23 protein-coding genes, 2 tRNA genes and 1 other RNA gene are annotated in these 20,441 nt (G+C 55.5%); 11 read left to right on the top strand and 15 right to left on the bottom strand.

Annotated elements, in window-relative coordinates; all coding sequences use genetic code 11:
• The first annotated feature begins 128 nt into the window (after window positions 1–128).
• Window positions 129–1,286, top strand: a complete 1,158-nt coding sequence (mdoC, locus tag BN3796_RS12660; RefSeq protein WP_061708680.1) for a glucans biosynthesis protein MdoC — start codon at window positions 129–131, stop codon at window positions 1,284–1,286.
• Window positions 1,287–1,295: 9 nt separating this feature from the next.
• On the opposite strand, the gene BN3796_RS12655 is transcribed toward mdoC, so the two are convergent.
• The 6 genes from BN3796_RS12655 to csgB form a co-directional block, all read right to left on the bottom strand.
• The gene (locus tag BN3796_RS12655) at window positions 1,296–2,780 is read right to left on the bottom strand and encodes a phospholipase D family protein (protein ID WP_162267586.1); all 1,485 of its coding nucleotides are present in this window, start codon (window positions 2,778–2,780) and stop codon (window positions 1,296–1,298) included.
• Window positions 2,716–3,258: an O-acetyl-ADP-ribose deacetylase gene (ymdB, locus tag BN3796_RS12650; RefSeq protein WP_061708678.1), complete on the bottom strand. Its 543-nt coding sequence runs from the start codon at window positions 3,256–3,258 to the stop codon at window positions 2,716–2,718. Before ymdB ends, BN3796_RS12655 begins: the two co-directional genes overlap by 65 nt.
• 100 nt (window positions 3,259–3,358) lie before the next feature.
• Complete coding sequence (locus tag BN3796_RS12645) at window positions 3,359–3,685, bottom strand: fimbrial protein (protein ID WP_061708677.1); 327 nt, start codon at window positions 3,683–3,685, stop codon at window positions 3,359–3,361.
• A 163-nt stretch (window positions 3,686–3,848) separates the two neighbouring features.
• Window positions 3,849–4,172 (bottom strand): curli assembly chaperone CsgC, encoded by a 324-nt coding sequence (csgC, locus tag BN3796_RS12640; protein WP_061708676.1) that lies wholly within the window; start codon window positions 4,170–4,172, stop codon window positions 3,849–3,851.
• A 57-nt stretch (window positions 4,173–4,229) separates the two neighbouring features.
• On the bottom strand, window positions 4,230–4,694 hold the full coding sequence (csgA, locus tag BN3796_RS12635) for a curli major subunit CsgA (protein ID WP_061708675.1): 465 nt from the start codon (window positions 4,692–4,694) through the stop codon (window positions 4,230–4,232).
• A 40-nt stretch (window positions 4,695–4,734) separates the two neighbouring features.
• On the bottom strand, window positions 4,735–5,190 hold the full coding sequence (gene csgB, locus BN3796_RS12630; RefSeq protein ID WP_061708674.1) for a curli minor subunit CsgB: 456 nt from the start codon (window positions 5,188–5,190) through the stop codon (window positions 4,735–4,737).
• An 85-nt stretch (window positions 5,191–5,275) separates the two neighbouring features.
• On the opposite strand from csgB, the gene BN3796_RS20715 reads away from it, so the two are divergent.
• From BN3796_RS20715 to csgG, 5 genes are all read left to right on the top strand, one after another.
• On the top strand, window positions 5,276–5,470 hold the full coding sequence (locus BN3796_RS20715; RefSeq protein WP_155848009.1) for a hypothetical protein: 195 nt from the start codon (window positions 5,276–5,278) through the stop codon (window positions 5,468–5,470).
• A 467-nt stretch (window positions 5,471–5,937) separates the two neighbouring features.
• Window positions 5,938–6,585: a biofilm master transcriptional regulator CsgD gene (csgD, locus tag BN3796_RS12625; protein ID WP_061708673.1), complete on the top strand. Its 648-nt coding sequence runs from the start codon at window positions 5,938–5,940 to the stop codon at window positions 6,583–6,585.
• A 4-nt stretch (window positions 6,586–6,589) separates the two neighbouring features.
• Complete coding sequence (csgE, locus tag BN3796_RS12620) at window positions 6,590–6,979, top strand: curli production assembly/transport protein CsgE (RefSeq protein WP_061708672.1); 390 nt, start codon at window positions 6,590–6,592, stop codon at window positions 6,977–6,979.
• A 16-nt stretch (window positions 6,980–6,995) separates the two neighbouring features.
• A complete protein-coding gene (csgF, locus tag BN3796_RS12615; RefSeq protein ID WP_061708671.1) occupies window positions 6,996–7,412 on the top strand; it encodes a curli production assembly/transport protein CsgF in 417 nt (138 codons plus the stop codon).
• A 26-nt stretch (window positions 7,413–7,438) separates the two neighbouring features.
• Window positions 7,439–8,272: a curli production assembly/transport protein CsgG gene (csgG, locus tag BN3796_RS12610; RefSeq protein WP_061708670.1), complete on the top strand. Its 834-nt coding sequence runs from the start codon at window positions 7,439–7,441 to the stop codon at window positions 8,270–8,272.
• Window positions 8,273–8,312: 40 nt separating this feature from the next.
• Here the strand turns inward: csgG and BN3796_RS12605 are convergent, their stop codons facing one another.
• The 4 genes from BN3796_RS12605 to ghrA all read right to left on the bottom strand — a co-directional run bounded on the left by BN3796_RS12605 (window position 8,313) and on the right by ghrA (window position 11,227).
• Window positions 8,313–8,795 (bottom strand): DUF1097 domain-containing protein, encoded by a 483-nt coding sequence (locus BN3796_RS12605; protein WP_073885183.1) that lies wholly within the window; start codon window positions 8,793–8,795, stop codon window positions 8,313–8,315.
• A gap of 96 nt (window positions 8,796–8,891) precedes the next feature.
• Window positions 8,892–9,446 (bottom strand): TorD/DmsD family molecular chaperone, encoded by a 555-nt coding sequence (locus BN3796_RS12600; protein ID WP_061708668.1) that lies wholly within the window; start codon window positions 9,444–9,446, stop codon window positions 8,892–8,894.
• Between the two features lie 20 nt (window positions 9,447–9,466).
• Entirely contained in the window at window positions 9,467–10,204 is a 738-nt protein-coding gene (locus BN3796_RS12595; RefSeq protein ID WP_061708667.1) for a phosphatase, read from the bottom strand.
• Between the two features lie 84 nt (window positions 10,205–10,288).
• Window positions 10,289–11,227 carry a glyoxylate/hydroxypyruvate reductase GhrA gene (ghrA, locus tag BN3796_RS12590; protein WP_061708666.1) on the bottom strand — a complete coding sequence of 313 codons (939 nt, stop codon included), beginning with the start codon at window positions 11,225–11,227 and terminating at the stop codon, window positions 10,289–10,291.
• Window positions 11,228–11,455: 228 nt separating this feature from the next.
• Here ghrA and BN3796_RS12585 point away from each other — a divergent pair.
• A tRNA-Ser gene (locus BN3796_RS12585) sits at window positions 11,456–11,543 on the top strand.
• A 45-nt stretch (window positions 11,544–11,588) separates the two neighbouring features.
• A non-coding RNA gene (locus tag BN3796_RS12580) (RtT sRNA) lies at window positions 11,589–11,725 on the top strand.
• Between the two features lie 489 nt (window positions 11,726–12,214).
• Here the strand turns inward: BN3796_RS12580 and BN3796_RS12575 are convergent.
• A complete protein-coding gene (locus tag BN3796_RS12575; protein ID WP_061708665.1) occupies window positions 12,215–13,120 on the bottom strand; it encodes a LysR family transcriptional regulator in 906 nt (301 codons plus the stop codon).
• Between the two features lie 108 nt (window positions 13,121–13,228).
• Between BN3796_RS12575 and BN3796_RS12570 the strand changes: the two genes are divergently transcribed.
• The 3 genes from BN3796_RS12570 to BN3796_RS12560 all read left to right on the top strand — a co-directional run bounded on the left by BN3796_RS12570 (window position 13,229) and on the right by BN3796_RS12560 (window position 15,020).
• Window positions 13,229–14,089, top strand: a complete 861-nt coding sequence (locus tag BN3796_RS12570; protein WP_061708664.1) for a pirin family protein — start codon at window positions 13,229–13,231, stop codon at window positions 14,087–14,089.
• A 20-nt stretch (window positions 14,090–14,109) separates the two neighbouring features.
• Window positions 14,110–14,787 carry an isochorismatase family protein gene (locus tag BN3796_RS12565; protein ID WP_061708663.1) on the top strand — a complete coding sequence of 226 codons (678 nt, stop codon included), beginning with the start codon at window positions 14,110–14,112 and terminating at the stop codon, window positions 14,785–14,787.
• A gap of 145 nt (window positions 14,788–14,932) precedes the next feature.
• Window positions 14,933–15,020 (top strand) — tRNA-Ser (locus tag BN3796_RS12560).
• Window positions 15,021–15,727: 707 nt separating this feature from the next.
• On the opposite strand, the gene phoH is transcribed toward BN3796_RS12560, so the two are convergent.
• The 4 genes from phoH to efeU form a co-directional block, all read right to left on the bottom strand.
• On the bottom strand, window positions 15,728–16,516 hold the full coding sequence (gene phoH, locus BN3796_RS12555) for a phosphate starvation-inducible protein PhoH (protein ID WP_187374035.1): 789 nt from the start codon (window positions 16,514–16,516) through the stop codon (window positions 15,728–15,730).
• A 488-nt stretch (window positions 16,517–17,004) separates the two neighbouring features.
• A complete protein-coding gene (efeB, locus tag BN3796_RS12550; protein WP_061708661.1) occupies window positions 17,005–18,285 on the bottom strand; it encodes an iron uptake transporter deferrochelatase/peroxidase subunit in 1,281 nt (426 codons plus the stop codon).
• Between the two features lie 5 nt (window positions 18,286–18,290).
• Window positions 18,291–19,418 (bottom strand): iron uptake system protein EfeO, encoded by a 1,128-nt coding sequence (gene efeO, locus BN3796_RS12545; RefSeq protein WP_061708660.1) that lies wholly within the window; start codon window positions 19,416–19,418, stop codon window positions 18,291–18,293.
• A 44-nt stretch (window positions 19,419–19,462) separates the two neighbouring features.
• Window positions 19,463–20,296, bottom strand: coding sequence for an iron uptake transporter permease EfeU (efeU, locus tag BN3796_RS12540; RefSeq protein WP_061708659.1), 834 nt, complete (start codon window positions 20,294–20,296; stop codon window positions 19,463–19,465).
• Window positions 20,297–20,441: the final 145 nt, after the last annotated feature.

Raw genomic sequence — 20,441 nt, 5'->3', positions numbered from 1 at the left:
AGCCCCCTGGTCACTATTATGCGCTTATCCTGGAGACAGGCTATCGGTCTTGGTGTAGGGTTGGCTCCGAATGTAACCACTAAGAGCCTTAGGGATAAGGCGAAAAGTCTGAGAATACACAACGTAAAATGACTACTGCACCCGCACAACGTGAATATTTCCTCGACTCGATCAGGGCCTGGCTGATGCTGTTGGGGATCCCTTTCCATATCTCATTAATCTACTCAAGTCACACCTGGCATGTTAATAGTATAGAGCCATCCTGGTGGCTGACGCTGTTTAATGACTTTATACATGCGTTTCGTATGCAGGTGTTTTTTGTTATTTCTGGCTATTTCTCCTACATGCTCTTTTTGCGCTATCCGCTGAAACGCTGGTGGAAAGTGCGCGTCGAACGTGTAGGAATCCCCATGCTCACCGCGATCCCGCTGTTGACGCTGCCGCAGTTTATGATGCTGCAGTATGTGAAGGGCAAGGCGCAGAACTGGCACACCCTCACCCCCTACGAGAAATACAACACGCTGGTCTGGGAGCTGGTGTCACACCTCTGGTTCCTGCTGGTGCTGGTGGTGCTGACCACCGTCAGCCTGTGGATTTTTAGCCACCTGCGCCAGCGTCTGAGCGCCCGCGCCGATCGCTTTTTCGCGCACATTACCCTGGGCAAACTCTCACTGCTCTTTCTGCTGCTGGGGATCGCCTATGCCGCCCTGCGTCGTGCGCTCTTCATCGCCTGGCCGCCGATCCTGAGTGACGGACTGTTTAACTTTGTCGTCATGCAGACGCTCTTTTATCTCCCTTTCTTCCTGATCGGCGCGCTGGCTTTTGTTTATCCGCGTCTGAAAGCGTTATTTACCACCCCGTCACCCTGGTGCGCCGTGGCCGCCACGCTGGCGTTTATTGCCTATCTGCTGAATCAGCGTTATGGCAGCGGAGAGGCGTGGATGTATGAGACTGAAAGCGTGATTACCATGCTGATGGGGCTATGGATGGTGAACGTGGTCTTTGCGCTGGGCCATCGCCTGCTCAACTTTGAGTCGAAGCGGGTGACCTACTTTGTGAACGCCTCGCTCTTTATCTATCTGGTGCACCATCCGCTGACGCTCTTTTTCGGCGCTTACATCACCCCGCACATCGCCTCTAACGCACTGGGCTTCCTGGCGGGGCTGGTATTTGTGATTGGTATTGCTCTGGTGTTGTATGAGATCCACCTGCGTATCCCGCTGCTGCGCTTTCTCTTTTCCGGCAAGCCGCAAAACAAGGTGGCCAGTATTAAGGTGAGGAGTTGAGTGGCCGGCTCAGAGCAGCCACTCCACCGGTAACAGCCAGGCAATATGTACCAGAACGCGCTGCCAGAAGCGCGTTTTGGGCTCCTTTTGATGGACGATCTCTTCCCCGTCTTTATACTCCACCCAGTTGAGCTTGCCGTTCTGATCCAGCCTGATTTGCCACGCCTCCTGGCGGCGGCTGCGGGTAAATCGCCGGTGAATCAGCCGGGCGAGAGTTTCGCTCTCAATCACAAAGCCCATCTCGGTATTGAGCATGGTGGAGCGGGGATCGAAGTTAAGGGAGCCGATAAAAACCTTTTCCCCGTCCACGCTGAAGGTTTTGGCATGCAGGCTGGAGCCGGAGTTACCGGTCAGGCCGCGATCGTGTACGCCGGGAACAAACTCCCGGGTCGGTTTGAGTTCATACAGCTCCACCCCGTGACGCAGCAGCTTTTTACGCCAGCGCGCATAGCCCGCATGTACCACCGCCACATCCGTTGCCGCCAGCGAGTTGGTGAGGATCGCCACCTTGACCCCTTTGCGCACCATATTGAGCAGCAGGGCAATCCCCGCCCGGGTGGGGACAAAGTAGGAGGAGATGATATCAATTTGCTCGGTCGGGGAGCCCATAACGTCCAGCAGACGCTGCGGCAACAGGGAGTGGCGCTTCGCCCTTCCCTGCCCCTTACGCGGATCGTCGCTCAGCAAACGGGTTTTCGCCCAGATAAGCGGCAGGGTTCCCTCTTCCAGGCGGGTGATAAATTCACTGGTTTCCAGCTTTTGCAGGTAGCGCTGAGTGATCGTATCTTCGTACCACTCTTTTGGCGGCTGAATACGCGCCTCGATCTCTTCCCGGGAGAGCTCCAGCACCTGCTGCAGGGTTGAGACAGAGGCGCACTCCCAGTAGCGCTCGAAATCCTCCGCCACATCCGCCACCACGGGGCCGATCGCCATGACGTCGAGATCGGAAAAGAGCGGCTCCTCGCCCGCGCCAAAATAGGCGTCGCCGACGTTTCGGCCGCCCACGACGGTCACTTCCCCATCCACGGTGAAGCTTTTGTTGTGCATCCGTCGGTTGAGGCGGGCAAAATCGGTGAGATAGCCGAGGGAGCGCAGAGTGCGAAAGGAGAAAGGATTAAACAGACGGACATCAATATTGGGGTGAGCATCCAGCAGGCGCAGGATCTCATCCAGCCCCTGGGTGTTATTATCATCCAGCAAAAGACGAACGCGCACGCCGCGCGCGGCGGCGGAGAGCAGGACGGAAAAGAGCAGCCGCCCGGACATGTCGTCCTCCCAGATGTAATACTGCACATCAAGGGTTTTCTCCGCCATCTCCGCCAGCCGGTAGCGGCAGGCGAACGCATCCAGACTGTCATCCAGAGGCAGCAGACCGCACAGGCCAGGATGCGTGGCGCTAACGGGCGCAATGGCGCGCCCAAGCCGCGTTTTATGCGTCGGTATCGTTCCCTTGCTGGGTAAGCAATCGCTGATAGAGTCGGGCATTTTCTTCATCATAACAAACACAGTATACCCGCTCCGGTAAAGGGCGACGGGTGAGATAGTCTGAAATCGTTCTGATGGCTATCTCCGCCGCAGCCGCGCGCGGAAAACCGTAAACGCCCGTACTGATGGCCGGGAAGGCGATAGTGCGATAGTTATTGGCCGCCGCCAGTGCAAGGCTGTTGCGATAAGCCTCTTCCAGAATACGCGCTTCCTGATGGTCGCCCCCCTGCCAGACGGGGCCAACGGTATGGATCACCGCTTTTGCCGGGAGATTTCCGGCAAGCGTAATGACCGCGTGCCCCGGCGCGCACTCTCCCTGCTGCTGGCGGACCACCTTACAGGCTTCAAGAAGCGCAGGCCCGGCAGCCCGGTGGATCGCGCCGTCGACGCCTCCGCCCCCGAGCAGAGACGGATTCGCGGCATTTACAATCACATCCACCGGCAGCGTAGTTATATCCCCGGTCACGATTTCAATTTGTGGTTTCATCATTTCCCCCTGCGACAGCCTTTTTATCAGTGTACAGCAAAGAAAAAGAGGGGAATATGCGCAATTGCCCGCTCCCGCGTGGCGGCGGGAGCGGAGAGGGTTATTGATAGGTAAGCTTTACCACCGCCAGGCTCTTTTTAGGATCGATATAGTGCATGCTTACAGAGACGTTACGGGGAAAGGGCTGCGTCGCCTGCATCAGCTCGCCATAGCGCATCTTACGGGTGCTGATCGTGCCCTTATCGGGATCGCGACAGGTGACCGCTATCTGATTTGGGTGGGAAGCCAGTTCGCACGGGCTCTCAACAACCCGGCCATAAAAGTGAATCACGCCGCCATCGACGGGTGATGCGGCGATGGCGGAATGTAACGCGCATAAAGAAAACAGGGTAAGAGCTGTTGTCGCTCGGGAGATAGACATAACCATAACTTCGCTCCTCAATGGTCAATCATCCTTGAGGGGAAACGCTTTCCTGGTAACGGGTGGGCATGTCTTTGATTTATACGACTGCTAACAGTCCTGTAAGATGAGCATAGTAGTCTCTTCCGGGAAGTACAACCTATTGATTTGGTGAATAATTCACGACCTCTTACTCAGAGGGCGGCCACTGTTGTGTTAAATGCAGCGACTGTCCATCAGAAACGGTAACAATGATTGTCACCTTATCTTCTGGCGTAATGGTTAAGCGCAAACGCGAGAGATCAATCGTCTGATTCGCGGGCAGCGAGAGACTATTTTCCTGGCGGGAGTTGCTTTCGCCCCCCCGCCCTTTCCGCTGAGCGATAATTTCGACGTGACACAGGCACGGCTCCACCAGCGTCACCTGCGGAATAATGGTGGTCATGGTCCCTTCCTGGCGGGTTTCAAAAGTAATCTGACTGGAGAGCGCGGCGAGGAGGAGAAAGGTATGCATAATCAACTCCAAAAAAAACAGGGCTGATGCCCTGTTTTTGTGTAGCAGAAATTTGAATCAGTATTGATGCGCAGTGGCGTTGTTGCCAAAGCCAACCTGAGTAACCGATACGGTTGAACCGGAAGCGGTCTGATCCACAGCCGCGCCGTTGCCGCCGCCGTACTGTTTCACGATCATAGTAGACTCTTTGCCGTTCCACTGATCGAGCGTGGCGCTGTTGCCGAAGCCGCGCTGCTGAAGATCGATGGAGCTGTCATCAGAACCCTGTCCAACATCAGCGCCGTTGCTGCCGCCGCTCTGGGAAATAGTCAGTTCAGAATTTTTTGCATCGGTCTGCAAAGCAAGCGCGGAGTTACCGCCGCCATACTGGTAAATGCTCAGCTCTGAATTAGGGCCGCTGTTATTACTGCCGCCGCCATTTCCACCGCCATGATTACCACCGCCATATTGCGGAACGACACCAGCCAGAGCACTGCCAGAAACGATGATTGCTGCAATTGCTGCCACTTTGAAAAGTTTCATGGTAAACCCCCATCGGTTTGATTTAAATTGCCGCGCACGGTCAGCGTTGAATAACGCGAATAGCCATTTGCGACTGTCTCTGAACTACAACTGCTGTTTTCTGCGTACCATATTGGGTAATATTCGCCTTGTTCCCCACGCCTTTCTGGATAATCATGGCGGTATTACCAAAAGCCTCTTGCTTAATACTCGCATCGTTACCGTTACCGGCCTGATCGATATAAGCAAGGTTATAAGTCCCTGACTGATCAACCTTTGCTCTGTTGCTTCCGCCATCCTGAGAAACAACCGACAGTAATTTTGAGCCGCTCTGCCGCACGCTGGCACTATTATCTGTACCCTGTTGACCAATAATGGCTGCCTGATTATAGGAGGACTTGCTTAATTCATTCACCGCGAAGTTATATTCTGCACCTGCCAGATCTGCACCGGCGGCGAATGTTAATCCAGGCAAACCCAGAAAAGTTAACATCATAAATAACGCGCTGTTTTTCATGTTGTCACCCTGGACCTGGCTATAGAGAGCCTGTTTATTGTAAACGCGATACGTTTAATGTTAACGCTGCGTTACGGAGAAGAGTATGTCTGCCGAAACAATTTTAATAACTCACCCACCAGACTTATTTTTATTTTTATTCTCACCTCAAAGTTGTAATTTCGATTTAAAAAAGACAAGAATGCAGGCGCTTTCGTTTTTGCTAAAAAAAGATGAAAACCATTCCCGGTGCCGAAGCGAAACGGTAATACAGCCGGATTTTCCCCATCCGCAGGCTTAGCCGAAAGATTTTTTCTTAACCCGTGACAAAACTCGCGATTTCTTAAGAATCCGCGCTGCACGAAAGGCGTAACAGAAAAGATGGCTGCTTCAGAGGCTACTAAGCTACGCCTGTGAATAAATATATCCCTGTATCATCACAGACTTATAATAATTTGTATGATTTTTAATATCTGTGCACCATTAATATTATGTACAACTTTTTCATCAATTCTGAACTATTGGTTATCTCAAAATACACAAATTAATATTGATTTTTACATTTTGTTACACCATTAACACTTGCTTTAAAAATCGTAATAGCTAGATTGAATCCTGTTAGTACGTATTATTTTTTATATTTTTGCCTCCCCACGGAGGTTATGCGTTTTCTCCTACACACAGCAGTGCCATATCTGTCAGTACTTCTGGTGCCCCCGCTTTTATCGGGGGCAGCTGGCAGGTGTCAAATAAAAGTGGGGTTTCATCATGTTTAATGAATTCCATAGCTTAGGTCATACATTATTGTTGATCACCAAACCTTCCTTACAGGCGACGGCGTTATTGCAACATTTAAAACAGTCGCTGGCCGTAAATGGAAAATTGCATAATATTCAACGTTCTTACGATGATATTGTCGCAGGTAGTCTCATTCTTTTTGATATGATGGAAGCGGATAAAAAGCTTATCCATTACTGGCAGGATAATTTAGGTCGAAAAAACACTTCCATTCGCGTACTTCTGCTCAATACCCCGGATGAATATCCGTTCCGGGATATCGAAAGCTGGCCGCATATCAACGGCGTGTTTTACGTCAGCGAAGATGAAACGCGCGTTGTGGAAGGTCTGCAGGGCATTTTACGTGGCGAATGTTACTTCTCGCAAAAGCTGGCCAGCTATCTCATCACCCACTCAGGCAATTATCGCTATAACGGCTCCGATTCAACGCTGCTGACGCATCGCGAAAAAGAGATCCTGAATAAGCTGCGTATCGGCGCATCCAATATTGAAATCGCCCGCTCTCTGTTTATCAGCGAAAATACTGTAAAGACGCATCTTTATAATCTTTTCAAAAAGATAGCTGTAAAAAACAGAACGCAGGCGGTTTCATGGGCCAACGATAATCTCAGGCGTTAATACCATGAAACGCAAGTCAGGATATTTCGCCGCGGCGGTTTTATTGCTGGCTGCCGGTAACCTGCGGGCGGTGGAAGTGGAAGTGCCCGGATTGTTAACGGATCATACCGTCTCTTCTATCGGCCATGATTTTTATCGGGCATTCAGTGATAAATGGGAAAGTGATTATCCCGGCAATTTAACCATCAACGAACGGCCCAGCGCACGGTGGGGAAGCTGGATCACCATAACGGTTAATCAGGACGTTATTTTCCAGACATTTTTATTTCCGACCAAAAGAGATTTCGACCAAAACGTCGTTTTTGCGCTGGCGCAAACCGAAGAAGCGATTAATCGCCTGCAAATCGATAAGGCTTTGCTAAGTACAGGCGATTTAGCAAAAGATGAGTTCTAATTATCTGGAGGCAGTAATGCGTCTCACACACACAGTCATTGCATTAATGCTGGTTGCGCCTTTAAGCTGGGCCGGGAATATGACATTTCAGTTCCGTAACCCCAACTTTGGCGGCAACCCGAATAACGGTGCTTATCTGCTTAACCAGGCACAGGCACAAAACTCCTATAAAGATCCCAGCTACGAGGATGATTTCGGAATTGAAACCCCGTCGGCCCTGGATAACTTTACCCAGGCAATTCAGTCGCAAATATTAGGGGGGCTGCTGACCAATATTAATACCGGCAAGCCGGGCCGGATGGTCACCAGTGATTTTATCGTCGATATTGCCAATAAAGACGGACAGCTTCAGCTTAACGTGACTGACCGTAAAACGGGTAAAACATCGACTATTCAGGTTTCGGGACTTCAGACCAACTCTACCGATTTTTAAATAACCACGAAATAAGGTCCATCATCATGCAGCGCTTACTTCTTATTGTTGCGGTGTGCTTATTGAGCGGTTGTTTAACTGCTCCCCCCAAACAGGCCGCAAAGCCAACGCTGATGCCAAGGGCGCAAAGCTATCGCGACCTGACGCATCTCCCGGCGCCTACCGGCAAAATATTCGTTTCGGTCTATAACATTCAGGATGAGACCGGGCAGTTTAAACCCTATCCGGCAAGTAACTTCTCCACGGCGGTGCCGCAGAGCGCGACAGCCATGCTGGTAAGCGCCCTGAAGGATTCGCGCTGGTTTATCCCCCTCGAGCGCCAGGGGCTGCAAAATCTGCTGAACGAACGCAAAATCATTCGTGCCGCGCAGGAGAATGGCACCGTCGGCGTCAATAACCGCGTGCCGCTGCAGTCCCTGGTGGCGGCAAACGTGATGGTTGAAGGATCGATAATCGGCTATGAAAGCAATGTGAAGTCGGGCGGCGTGGGGGCGCGCTATTTTGGTATCGGCGGCGATACGCAGTATCAGCTCGATCAGATCGCCGTTAACCTGCGCGTGGTTAATGTCAGCACCGGGGAGATTTTATCCTCAGTAACCACCAGCAAAACCATTCTCTCTTATGAAGTTCAGGCGGGCGTATTCCGCTTTATCGATTACCAGCGTCTGCTCGAAGGGGAAATTGGTTACACCTCAAATGAACCGGTCATGCTCTGCCTGATGTCGGCCATCGAAACGGGCGTCATTTTCCTGATTAACGACGGGATCGATCGTGGACTGTGGGATTTGCAGAATAAAAGCGACGTGAAAAACGCGGTACTGGTGAAATACCGTGAGATGTCAGTCCCGCCGGAGTCGTGATCGACGGGCAATAAAAAAGGCGAGAAATTCTCGCCTTTTTTTATTCTTCCACCGCCGCGCCTGACTGCTGCCGCTCGCGCCGGGCAGCCAGCCATAGCCCGCTGTTTTTCATGGCATAGCCAAACACCAGCCCCAGCGCCAGCGAGGGCAGCACCAGCTTCCAGTCCCCCTGCCCGGCAAAGGTTGCGCAGGCGCCGATAAAGGTGCCCGGTACAAAAGACAGCAGCAGATGCTTCGCCTGAATGCACATCAGAAACGCCACCACGCCGGTGATCAGATAGCCGAGCATCTCCATCTGCGGCGCCAGGGCGCTGCCGTGGATTATGACCGTCGCCCAGATCACGCCGCTCAGCAGCGTGCAGGCCGAAATCGCCAGCCCTTTCAGCCCACCCTGCGGGCAGGCGAAATAGGCCGTACAGCCGAGAAAACCGGCCCAGCTCAGCAGGCCGAGGGAGACGGCGACCCAACCCCAGAGACCGGAGAGGATGCCGGTGGTCAGTGCAATTGAAAAGAGTATGTTCATGGCGCGCATCTTAGCAGAAACGCGCCGTAGAAATGAGATCACAAGCACACTACATGTAACTAAAAATGCTCCGTTACATTAAATGCGTGATTTAAATCACTCTTCTTCCTCTTCCTGAAGCTCATCCCACATTGCTGCAATGGCGTCGCGGGTGAGCGGCGCCAGAGTGCGCCAGAAAGCGGAGGTGGCATGGGCTTCAACTTTGCCAAAGAAGGTGTCACACCAGGGGAGAAGCCAGGTTGCGAAGAGGGTTTCGATCGCTTCGCTTTCATCTTCTGCGGCGTGATCTTCGATCCAGGAGGCGGCCAGCAGCAGCGTGCCGATATGGTCAGCCGGGGTGTCGGTCAGCGGCATGCCCTGCCCGGAGAGGAAGGCGCGTACTTCAGCCTCCGTCCCCCCCTCCACCCATGCGGAGCGACAGGGCGCCACGCGGCACTCTTCGCCCACAAACAGGGCGTTATAGTCCGCGGCAATCTGCTGCATGTCGCAGCTTTTCTGCAACCGTTGCAGCAGCTCATCCTGCTCCAGCGGCCAGTTTTCCGCGAGCTTGCCTTCGCGAATCAGCGTAAAGAGCGGCACCAGCAGCGGGTCCTGCGGTTGACGGTAGTAGAGCGTGCCCAGTACGCGGCAAAGGAGAGAAAACTCGTTCATTAAATTATTCCATTACTCGATTAAAGTGCGGCAAATTCATCAATGGGAGCCATGCCGCGAGACTCCAGAAAATCCAGCAGACGGCGCGGGCTGACGTTCAGGATCCGCTCTTCCGGGAAGCCGACATCATCCAGCACCTTTCTGCACTCGTGAAATTCCCCCAGCGTAAAGGCGGTGTGGGAGTCCGACCCCAGCGCCACCATGCCGCCCGCATCGCGCACGGCAGCGGCCACCGCCCGGCAGTTGGCTTCGCTGCCCTTGCGGGAGTGGAGAAAGGAGGAGTTGTTGATCTCCAGCGCCACGCGGTGTTTCGCCGCAGCTTCCGCCACGGCGGGAATGTCGACAGGGAATTTGGGGTTGCCAGGGTGGCTGATAATATGGACGTTGCCGCTGGCGATCGTAGCGATCATCGCCCGGGTATGAGTATCTTTATCCTGCGGCGCAAACACCGGCTCGTGAAAGCCCGCAATAATCAGATCCAGCGAGCTGAGCATAGGACCGGTGCAGTCGATCTCACCCTCGGTATTTTTGATGTTCGCTTCAATGCCGCGCAGGATCCCGATGCCATCCACCAGACGCGGCCAGATGCGCATATTCACAAAGTGCCAGTAATGCGGCGCGTCTGCCATGTCCGGGCCATGATCGGTGATCGCGAAGAGTTTGATGCCCTTACGCTTCGCCTCGGCGATATAGTCATGGAGGGTGCTGTATGCATGAGTGCTGGCGATGGTGTGCATATGCAGGTCAACGGGATACATCGTTTTCTCCTCGGGTGTTTTTGCAAAGAATAGCAGGTCTGGCTGTCGAATATCAGTAAAAACCCGGCCAGCGCCGGGTTTCGCTTAGTAGCCGCGCGCTCTGTCGACCTGCCCGGTCACCGCGTTGCCGGCTTCAAGCTGGCCGATGGTGTGGGCGATATAGTCAACCGCTTCCGGCGGGCGCGTCACGGCCGCGACGTGTGGCGTCATCGCCACGCGCGGGTGGGCCCAGAGCGGGCTTTCCGCCGGCAGCGGCTCGCGGCTAAAGACGTCCAGCATCGCCCCTTTGAGCTTGCCGCTCTCCAGCGCTGACAGCAGATCCTCTTCGTTAAGATGCACGCCGCGCGCGAGGTTGAGCAGGTAGCTGTTATCCGCCAGTTGGTTAATTAGCGTCTGGTTAATAATACCGACCGTTTCCGGCGTATTAGGCAGAAGGTTGATCAGCACGCGCGTGTTGTTCAAAAAGGCGGGTAGTTCCTCTTTCCCGGCAAAGCTTTCCACGCCGGGCCAGGCTTTGCGGCTGCGGCTCCAGCAGCGCAGAGGGAATCCCCACGGGCGCAGCGCCTCGGCGACTTTTGAGCCCAGCACACCCGCGCCGAGAATACCGACGGTGAACTCGTCGTGCTGATATTCAGGGAGCGGCTCCCAGCGGGCCTGCTGTTTGAGCGCCTGATAGTCATCGAAGCGGCGGAACCAGTGCAGTACCTGGCTTACAGCATACTCCTGCATTTGCTGGCCCATACCGGTATCTTCGAGACGAAAAAGCGGAATATGTTCCGGTAACATCTCCGGGTTGGCCTTTAGCTTGCTCAGGATAGAGTCCACACCCGCACCCAGCGCAAAGACCGCTTTCAGCTCGCGTCCCTGGAGCATTTCAACGGGGGGATGCCAGACCAGCGCATAGTCGGCATGTTCATTATCGCCCGGCTGCCATTCACGAACGCGCGCGCCGGGCAGGGCTGCCGTTAGCGCGTTAAGCCACCATGTGGCGTCGAATGTCGGATGGTAAAAGATGATATCCATATAAGCTCCTGCTTTTATTGTGCTGATTTTTTTGTTTTCAGATGGTTTGTCAGCATACCAAATTAATCGGCAATCTGCGTTGCTGACAAAAGAGGCGCTTTCAGCACATTCAGGAATCATCTTGCTTAAAGTTTGTTTAAACGCGCTAATTTGTTGAAAAGTTCATTGACGACGGTTCGGGTTTTACATACATTAGCGCCCGTCCCGACAACAACGGGAAGACAATATGGTGAGGTGTCCGAGTGGCTGAAGGAGCACGCCTGGAAAGTGTGTATACGGCAACGTATCGGGGGTTCGAATCCCCCCCTCACCGCCATATTCAAGTAGAGAGCCTGTACGCAAGTACGGGCTTTTTTCTTATGGGATCCCCGGACCGGGGGGGATGAGAATCCCCGACCGAGGTTCGACAACTGGCGAAGCCAGTTGGACAGACCGGACGCGCAGCGGACGGGCTGCCCGTAGGGCGAGCGCAGCGAGTCAATCCCCCCCTCACCGCCATATTTAGAGAAGAGCTCGTACTTGCGTACGGGCTCTTTTCGTATGTCGTGCACGGACCGGGGGGGATGAGAACCCCCGACCGGGGTTCGACAACTGGCGAAGCCAGTTGGACAGACCGGACGCGCAGCGGACGGGCTGCCCGTAGGGCGAGCGCAGCGAGTCAATCCCCCCCGGCGCCACATTTTTGCACCGTGCTCGCATTTCCCCTCACCCTGGCCCTCTCCCCAAAGGGGAGAGGGGAAAGTTCGCGCCATGGTTTGCCCCTCACCCTGGCCCTCTCCCCGGAGGGAAGAGGGGAAAGTTCGCGCCACGGTTTGCCCCTCACCCTGGCCCTCACCCCAAAGGGAAGAGGGGAAAGTTCGCGCCACGGTTTGCCCCTCACCCTGGCCCTCTCCCCGGAGGGGAGAGGGGAAAGTTCGTGCCACGGTTTGCCCCTCTCCCTACCCTCTCCCCAAAGGAAAGAAGAAAAGTCCGAGCCACAGTTTGCTCCTACTCCTCCACAATCCGTGCATACTCTTCGCTCAAAAAATCCACCAGCGCGCGCACCGAGGGCAGCAAGCCGCGCCGTGAAGGATAGACGGCGTGAATCACCTCCCGCCGGGGTTCCCATTCGTTCAATACCCGCACCAGCGTCCCGTCAGCAAGTTGCTCCCGCACCAGCAGTATCGGAAGCTGCACCACGCCGACGCCCGCGATCGCCGCTTCACGTAACGCCAGCATGTCGGTGGTGATAAATCGCGGCGTAAAATGCACCTCCGCTCTGGCTCCGTCGGGACCGGTAAGGGACCAGCTATGCACCTGCTTACCTGACCCCATACTGAGACCCGGCCAGACGCTGAGATCGGCCGGGCCGCCGGGTCTGCCCATCTGCTCCACGAGTGCCGGGCTGGCAACCAGACAATGTCCGCGATCGGCCAGCACCCGCAGCACCAGATCGCTATCATCAAATGGCCGGGGCCGGACGCGAATCGCCAGATCGACCCCCTCGGCAACCAGATCCACCCGCCGGTTGGTCGCCTCCAGCTGTAGCGTAATTCCTGGGTAGCGCGCCATAAAACGCGCCAGCATCGGCCCAACGTGAACATGCAGCAGCGTGACCGGACAGGTGATCCTCACCGTTCCCCGCGGTTCGGCCTGTAGCGCGGCCACCGCCTCCTGCGCCGCTTCGGCCTCGATCAGCATCGCCTTACAGTGCTGATAAAAAGTCTGGCCAACGTCGGTGACCGTAAACTGACGCGTTGTCCGGTGGATAAGCCTTACCCCCAGCCGCTCCTCCAGCTGAGCAATACGTCGGCTGAGCCGCGATTTGGGCAGGTCAAGCGCCCTGCCCGCTGCGGCAAATCCCCCGTAATCGACCACTTTCACAAACCAGGCAAAGTCATTGAGATCGTGCATAGCTTTATCGTTCCATTTTTAGAACAGTGAATGTCATTTTCACTATCTACTGGTCAATTAACAACAAATATAAACTTCTCTCCATCAACAACGCATCAGGAGAATTTTATGAAACAGCTCACAGGCGTCTATACCGCACCGCGTCCACACTGGGTGGGTGACGGTTTTCCGGTTCGTTCACTGTTTTCATATCAGAGCCACGGCGAACAACTGAGCCCGTTCCTGCTGCTGGATTATGCAGGCCCCCATCAATTTCCGGGGGACGGAGAGAAACGCGGCGTGGGCCAGCATCCACACCGGGGCTTTGAAACGGTGACTATCGTCTATGCCGGCGAGGTTGAACACCGTGACTCAACCGGTAAGGGCGGCGTCATTGGCCCGGGCGACGTGCAGTGGATGACGGCAGGCGCCGGCATCCTGCATGAAGAGTTTCATTCGCGAGATTTTGCCCGTCAGGGCGGCGAGTTAAAGATGATTCAGCTGTGGGTCAACCTGCCGGCAAAAGACAAAATGGCTGCCCCGGGCTACCAGAGCATTACCCGGGCCGACATCCCGGTGGTCACGCTGCCGGAAAAGGCGGGCAGCCTGCGCGTTATCGCGGGTCGTTATGGCGAGACGGCAGGACCAGCACATACCTTTTCGCCGCTTAACGTCTGGGATATCGCCCTGCTTCAGGGTGGTCACCTGACGCTTGAGCAGCCCGAGGGCTGGAGCACGGCGATTGTCGTTCTGGAAGGCGAAGTAACCGTAAACGGCACCATTCAGGCGGGAGAAGCGCAGCTGGCGGTACTGAGCCAGAAAGGTGAACGATTCCATCTGGAAGCGAGCCGCGACGCCAAAATACTTGTAATGGCGGGCGAGCCGCTGAACGAGCCTGTGGTTGGTTACGGCCCGTTCGTGATGAATACCCAATCCGAAATCGCTGAAGCAATCAGTGATTTCAATACCGGCCGCTTTGGCCAGATCTGAGCGTAACAAAGGAGAATCTTATGTCTACCCCTGCAAACTTTAATGGCGCCCGTCCGGCGATTGACGTTGATGATGCTGTGATGCTGCTTATCGATCATCAGAGTGGGCTGTTCCAGACCGTGGGCGATATGCCGATGCCAGAACTGCGCGCCCGGGCAGCGGCGCTGGCGAAGATCGCCTCGCTTGCCAATATTCCGGTGATAACGACGGCATCAGTGCCTCAGGGTCCAAACGGGCCGCTGATCCCGGAGATCCACGCCAACGCGCCGCATGCAAAATATGTGGCGCGTAAGGGAGAAATCAACGCCTGGGATAACCCGGATTTTGTGGCCGCGGTTAAAGCGACCGGTCGCAAAACGCTGATTATCGCCGGTACGATCACCAGCGTCTGCATGGCGTTTCCTTCCATCAGCGCGGTTGCTGACGGTTATAAAGTGTTTGCGGTGATCGACGCCTCAGGCACCTACAGCAAGATGGCGCAGGAGATTACCCTGGCGCGGGTGGTGCAGGCGGGCGTAGTGCCGATGGATACCGCCGCGGTAGCGTCGGAGATTCAGCGGACCTGGAACCGTGCGGATGCGGCCGAGTGGGCAGAAGTTTATACCCAAATCTTCCCGGCCTATCGTTTGCTGATTGAAAGCTATACCAAAGCGCAGGACGTGGTTAAAAACAACGAGACGCTTGATTCACAGCGATAATTCCTTTCCCGCGCGTAAAACGCGCGGGATGCTTATTGCTTAACCGAACAGACGCTCTCATTTAAAATCTGCTTGACCGTTTTAGCGCAACTCCCTATAGTAGCGCCCCGTTGCCCCCCCAAGCGGTCAGGCAGCAATACAATATGGTGAGGTGTCCGAGTGGCTGAAGGAGCACGCCTGGAAAGTGTGTATACGGCAACGTATCGGGGGTTCGAATCCCCCCCTCACCGCCATATTTAGAGAAGAGCTCGTACTTGCGTACGGGCTCTTTTCGTATGTCGTGCACGGACCGGGGGGATGAGAACCCCCGACCGGGGTTCGACAACTGGCGAAGCCAGTTGGACAGACCGGACGCGCAGCGGACGGGCTGCCCATAGGGCGAGCGCAAGCGAGTCAATCCTCCCCTCACCGCCATATTTAGAGAAGAGCTCGTACTTTTGTACGGGCTCTTTTCGTATGTCGTGCACGGACCGGGGGGATGAGAATCCCCGACCGGGGTTCGACAACTGGCGAAGCCAGTTGGACAGACCGGACGCGCAGCGGACGGGCTGCCCGTAGGGCGAGCGCAAGCGAGTCAATCCCCCCCGGCGCCATATTTTTGCACCGTGCTCGCATTTCCCCTCACCCTGGCCCTCTCCCCAGAGGGGAGAGGGGAAAGTTCGCGCCACGGTTTACCTCTCTCCCTTTTCCTCTCCCCACAGGAGAGGGGAAAGTTCGCGCCACGGTTTACCCCTCACCCTTTTCCTCTCCCCGCAGGGAGAGGGGAAGTTCGTGCCACGTTTTGCCCCTCCCCCTTATCCTCTCCCTGTGGGAGAGGGGAAAGTTCGTGCCACGGTTTGCCCTAACCCTACCCTCTCCCCTTTGGGAGAGGGAAAAGCCGTGCCACAGTTTACCTAAAAAAACAAAGCCCGGTTGCCCGGGCTATGAAGGATCATTACTCTCAGTCGTACGCTTTAAGCGTTCGCTGACACAGGGCCGAGCGCACGCAGTCGTCTTTGGTAAAACGCACCAGGCCCACCATCTCATCTTCTTCAAAACGTGCCAGCGCGTCGCTCAGGCCGGACTGGACGCCCGACGGCAGGTCGCACTGGGTGATGTCGCCGTTGACGATCACCGTCACGTTCTCCCCGAGGCGCGTTAAAAACATCTTCATTTGCGCTGCGGTGACGTTCTGTGCCTCGTCAAGGATCACCACCGCATTTTCAAATGTACGTCCGCGCATATAAGCGAACGGCGCGATTTCTACCTTGCCGATCTCCGGGCGCAGGCAGTATTGCATAAAAGATGCCCCCAGACGTTTCACCAACACGTCATAAACCGGCCTGAAATAGGGGGCAAATTTCTCTGAGATATCTCCGGGCAAGAAGCCGAGATCTTCATCGGCCTGCAATACCGGACGGGTGACAATTATCCTGTCCACGTCCTTATGAATCAGAGCCTCTGCCGCTTTGGCCGTGCTAATCCAGGTTTTACCGCATCCGGCTTCGCCGGTGGCAAAGATTAGCTGCTTCGTCTCAATTGCATTCAGGTAGTGCGCCTGAGCGTCATTCCTTGCAACAATCGGGGTCGTATCACGGCTATCCCGCGCCATGCCAATTGCTTCTACGCCACTCATCTGCACAAGCGAGGTGACCGACTCTTCTTCACGCTGTTTATGACTACGTGAATCCCGTCTCAGCACACGTTTTGCTTCACGACGAGCTTTGATCACTGCTTTTTGTCTTCCCATGGAGAGCACCTTGAGTTGTTGGTATTCATCACACGCACCGCACGTCGCGGCGCGATTATGCGCACGAACATCTGAGGTTTGGCTTCCTTGTAAGCCATAGCTTGCCTTTTTGAATGACGATACAGGATAACTACGCGCATCATCCTGCACGTCGGAAAACCAGGTCGGGTAAAAGGAGAGAAAAAACTGAGTGAAGAAATCGCTTTCGGAGTCTGAGCCTCCGAAGGGGGTGCTGCGCTTGAGAGTGTGAGCATGTCCAGTACAGGACCCTACCATTCGCGATCTCCGTGATGTCTGCTACTACCGGGAACTACCGCTGTCTTACTCTAAGTACATCAGGAATTATCATAAATGCAACATTAAATTTACTTGAGTGCAACTTCATCGCATTCTTTCATGATGAATCAGTCTCATAGAAAAATATGACACAAGGATAACAGCAGGCAAGGATAAGAATATTCCTTCCCCGCACAGAGGCGGGGAGTGTGTCAGGCGTTGAGTAGCCCTTGCGCAAGGTAGCCGTTGCTGTCGGGCACGCCGGGCAGGGCAAAAAAGTAGCCTCCGCCGACGGGTTTAACGTACTCCTCCAGCGCCTCGCCGTTGAGCCGTTTCTGGACGGTCAAAAAGCCCTTCTCCAGATCGTGCTGATAGCAGACAAAGAGCAGCCCCATATCAAGCTGGCCCGAGGCGGTTACACCCAGCGAGTAGCTGTAGCCGCGGCGCATCATCAGGCTCGACTGGGTCTCAGCGGTACGCGGGTTTGCCAGGCGGATATGGCTATCCAGCGCAATCACCTCCCCGTTCGGGTCGCGGGCGTAATCGGGTACATCGTGCTCGTGCTGCATCCCCAGAGGGGCGCCGGTCTGCTTGTCACGCCCGAAGATAGACTGCTGCTCCTTCAGCGGCGTGCGGTCCCAGAACTCCACGCGGAACTGAATAATACGCACCGCCTGATAGCTGCCACCCTGCGCCCAGGCAGGCTCCCCCTGATCCGGGGTCACCCACACCACCTTCTTCATCAGCGCCGCGTCGCGGCTGTTCGGGTTAGCCGTACCATCCTTAAAGCCCAGCAGATTAACCGGCGTCTCTTTGCCTTTGCTGCGGGCCGCGTGATCGGAGATAAAGCCTTCCCGCTTCCAGCGCACGCTCAGCAGATCCGGGGTGTGTTTGATAATGTCACGCAGAGCGTGGATCACCGTATCCTGAGTGTTGGCGCAGATCTGCAGCAGCAGATCGCCATGACACTGCGAGGCATCAAGCGCGTCGTTCGGAAAACGGGTCATCTTTTGCAGGGCGTTCGGCTTCTGTTTTTGCAGGCCGTAGCGCGTATCAAAGAGCGATTCCCCCACCGACACGGTGATGGTGAGATTATCCGGGGCGATAAAGGGTCCAAGAATACCGGAATCCATCGGCGGCAGGCGCGGATTGGGGGTATCCGGTGCCGGTCCGCCCGCCGTTAAAAAGGCGATCCGCCGGGTCAGCAGCCGGAACAGACGCTCCAGATCCGCCTTATCGCTCGCCAGGGAGTCGAAAGCGACAATCATCATCGACGCCTGCTGGGGCGTAAGGATCCCCGCCTGGTGCTCGCCATAAAAAGGCTGCGTCTCCATCCGCGCATCCGGCGAGAGCGTACCCGGCGCGCTTTTCCCTGCCGCGTGTGCCACCGGGCAGCCGCCGGTCAGGGCGAGCGCGCCGCCCAGCGCCCCCACCCCTTTTAACCACCGACGCCGCGAGGGTTCCGCTACGTCGTACTCGTCTTGCTTGTTCATGATACTTAGTCCAGCCCGAGTACGCCGCGCAGCAGGGAGAGATCTTCCGCCAGGGAGGTGATCGGCCCCTTCAGGGCGTTTCGATCGGCGGCGGTTAACTTGTCGTAGGTTTCAAACCCTTCCTGGGTGCGGTACTTCGCCAGAATGGTATTTACCTTCTTAAAGTTGCCGTCTACCTTCGCCAGCAGCTCGCCACTCTCTTTTTGCAGCTGCGGACGCAGCAGATCGACAATTTTCTGCGCCCCGTCGATGTTCGCCTGGAAATCCCACAGATCGGTATGGCTGTAGCGATCTTCTTCACCGCTGATTTTACTGGCAGCCACCTCTTCAATCAGAGCAGCCGCGCCCCCCACCACTTTAGAGGGCGGGAAAGCCAGCTCGCTGATGCGCTTTTGCAGCTCCTGCACATCGCCGTTGAGCTGCGTCGCATATTTCTCCATCCCCTGGACGCTGTTATCGCCAAAGAGCGCTTTTTCCAGACGGTGGAAGCCGGTGAATTTCGGGTCGGCGGCCTTCTGCTCGTAGTCATCCTCGCGGGCATCGATGCTGCCATCCAGATCGGCGAAGAGTTCCGCTATCGGCTCAATACGCTCATAATGCTGGCGCGTCGGCGCGTAGAGGGATTTCGCTTTGGCGATATCCCCCGCTTTCACCGCATCGGTAAAGGCCTGGGTGCCACTCACCAGCTCCGCCGTCTCTTTCATGACATAGGCTTTATACGCGGTAATGGCATCGCCCAGCCCCAGCAGCGCGTCGCCCTTTGCGGCGTCGGCGGTGGCGTTGCCCTTCACGATGAGCTTACCTTTCGGGTTAGTCAGCAGGCCGCAGGTCATCTCATACTCCCCGGGCTGCAGATTAGCGGTCATCTTCTGCGTAAAGCCCGGAGCGATGTTTTCCCGCTCCTCCACCACCATCACCCCTTTGAGGATCTCCCACTCCAGCGCTTTCTGGCTCAGGTTCTTGATAATGAACTGGGTTTTGCCGCTGTTGACCGTCAGGGTCATCGGTTCACACTGTTTATCATTGACGGTGACATTCACCTGCGGAATATCAGCTGCCTCTGCGGAGAAGGCGGCGGCAAACAGCGCTGCCACGCCCAGCTGTAAAGCACTACGACGGAATTGTGTTGCCATAACCTTTCCCTTTCAAAAAGTATGTTGTAACTAAATCAGGCGCATCAGGACGCGGTCTGCGACGGCTGAGTGTCAGGACGCGAAGGCAATGCAAACAGCACCAGCGCCGGGATCAGATAGAGGATATAGACCGCCACTTCGCTGACGCTCGGTGCCTCCTGGTAACCGAAGATCCCTTCGAGCAGCGTCCCGGTCAGAGAGTGGGTGGAGAGAATATTGCTGAGGTCGAACGCTACATCCTGGAAGTGATTCCACAGCCCCGCTTCGTGGAAGGCGCGGATAGCGCCTGCCGCCAGACCTGCCGCCACCAGCAGGATAAAGAGGCTGGTCCATTTGAAGAACGCTCCCAGATTGAGACGGATGCCGCCCCAGTAAAGCAGAAAGCCCAGCACCACCGCCGTTGCCAGTCCCACTATCGCTCCCAGCGGCGGCCAGATGCCCACATCCTGCTGAAAAGCGGCGAGCAGGAAAAAGACCGACTCCAGCCCTTCCCGCGCCACGGCGAAAAAGACCATCATAATCAGCGCCCAGCCGTGGTGGCTGCCTTTTTGCAGGGCGGTATCTACCGCCTGTTCAAGCTGCATCTTCACGTTGCGCGAGACCTTGCGCATCCAGAAGACCATCCACGTCAGGATGACCACCGCTATCACGGCCACAATGCCTTCAAAGAGCTCCTGCTCTTTCTGCGGAAATTCGCCGGTGGTTTCATTGATAAGAATGCCCAGCCCCAGACAGAGGGCGGCGGCAAGTATCACGCCCACCCACATCACGCCAATCCAGCGGCCGCGCCGGGTGCGCTTCAGATAACTGGCGATAAGGCTGACGATCAGGGCCGCTTCGAGGCCTTCACGTAACATAATAAGAAATGGGACAAACATGCCAGATATCCTTAAACGTCTGTTGCAGTCAAACAGTGCAAAGAAAAGTAAATTCTTTTGATAGTGATTATCATTACGACAAAAAGAAAAACAAGCGAAATGTTTACGTTTTGTTGGCAGGACGTAACTTTTACAGCGGAACTGT

The organism is Pseudenterobacter timonensis, from assembly GCF_900021175.1.
Classification (GTDB): Bacteria; Pseudomonadota; Gammaproteobacteria; order Enterobacterales; family Enterobacteriaceae; genus Enterobacter; species Enterobacter timonensis.
The sequence above is the reverse complement of the archived record's forward strand: the minus strand, read 5'-3'. Positions and strand labels throughout refer to the sequence as shown.